At 76.7% G+C, this 692-nt stretch carries 1 protein-coding gene; it reads left to right on the top strand.

Annotated features, from left to right (window positions below):
- Window positions 1-692 (top strand): ABC transporter permease (locus tag A612_RS15760; protein WP_141630369.1); only part of this gene is annotated, 692 nt, incomplete at both ends.

Genomic DNA, 692 nt, shown 5'->3' with positions numbered 1-692 from the left:
CTGCAGGCCCGACCCGGCTGGCCGGCCGGTGTGGTGGTGGCCCAGCCGGGCGACGCCGAGCAGCGCCTGGGCAACCTGTCGCGCGCCTACCGGGTCAACCTGACGGTGCTGGCGCTGGTGGCACTGTTCACCGGGGCGTTCCTGGTATTCTCGGTGCTGGCGCTGAGCGTGGCGCAGCGCGCGCCGCAGTTCGCGCTGCTGGCCGTGCTGGGCGCCACGCCGCGCCAGCGCCTGCTGCTGGTGCTCGGCGAATCGGCCCTGCTCGGCGCCGTCGGCAGTGCGGCCGGGCTGGCACTGGGCATGGGTCTGGCGGCGCTCGCCCTGCGCGTGCTGGGCGGCGACCTGGGCGGCGGCTACTTCGCCGGCGCCGAGCAGCCCGCACTGCAGTGGAGCGCCGGCGCCGCCGCCGTGTACGGCGCTCTGGGGCTGGCGGCCGCGCTGGTGGGCGGCTGGTGGCCGGCGCGGCAGGCGCAGGAACTGCCGCCGGCGCAAACGCTCAAGGGCCTGGGCGCGCAGGGCGGCCGCGCGCGCGGCGGTCTCGTCGGCGTGGCTTTGGTCGCTGCAGGCGCGCTGCTGGCCAAGGCACCACCGGTGCTTGGCATCCCGTTGGCGGCCTACCTGGCCGTGGGCCTGCTGCTGGTGGGCGGCATCGCCCTGTTGCCCTGGGCGGTGCAGGCGCTGTTGCACTGGCT

Origin of the sequence: Melaminivora alkalimesophila, assembly GCF_000282995.1 — a bacterium.
In the GTDB taxonomy this organism is placed as follows: Bacteria; Pseudomonadota; Gammaproteobacteria; order Burkholderiales; family Burkholderiaceae_C; genus Melaminivora; species Melaminivora alkalimesophila.
Note: the sequence above shows the minus strand (reverse complement) of the source record. Positions and strands in the feature narration are given on the sequence as shown.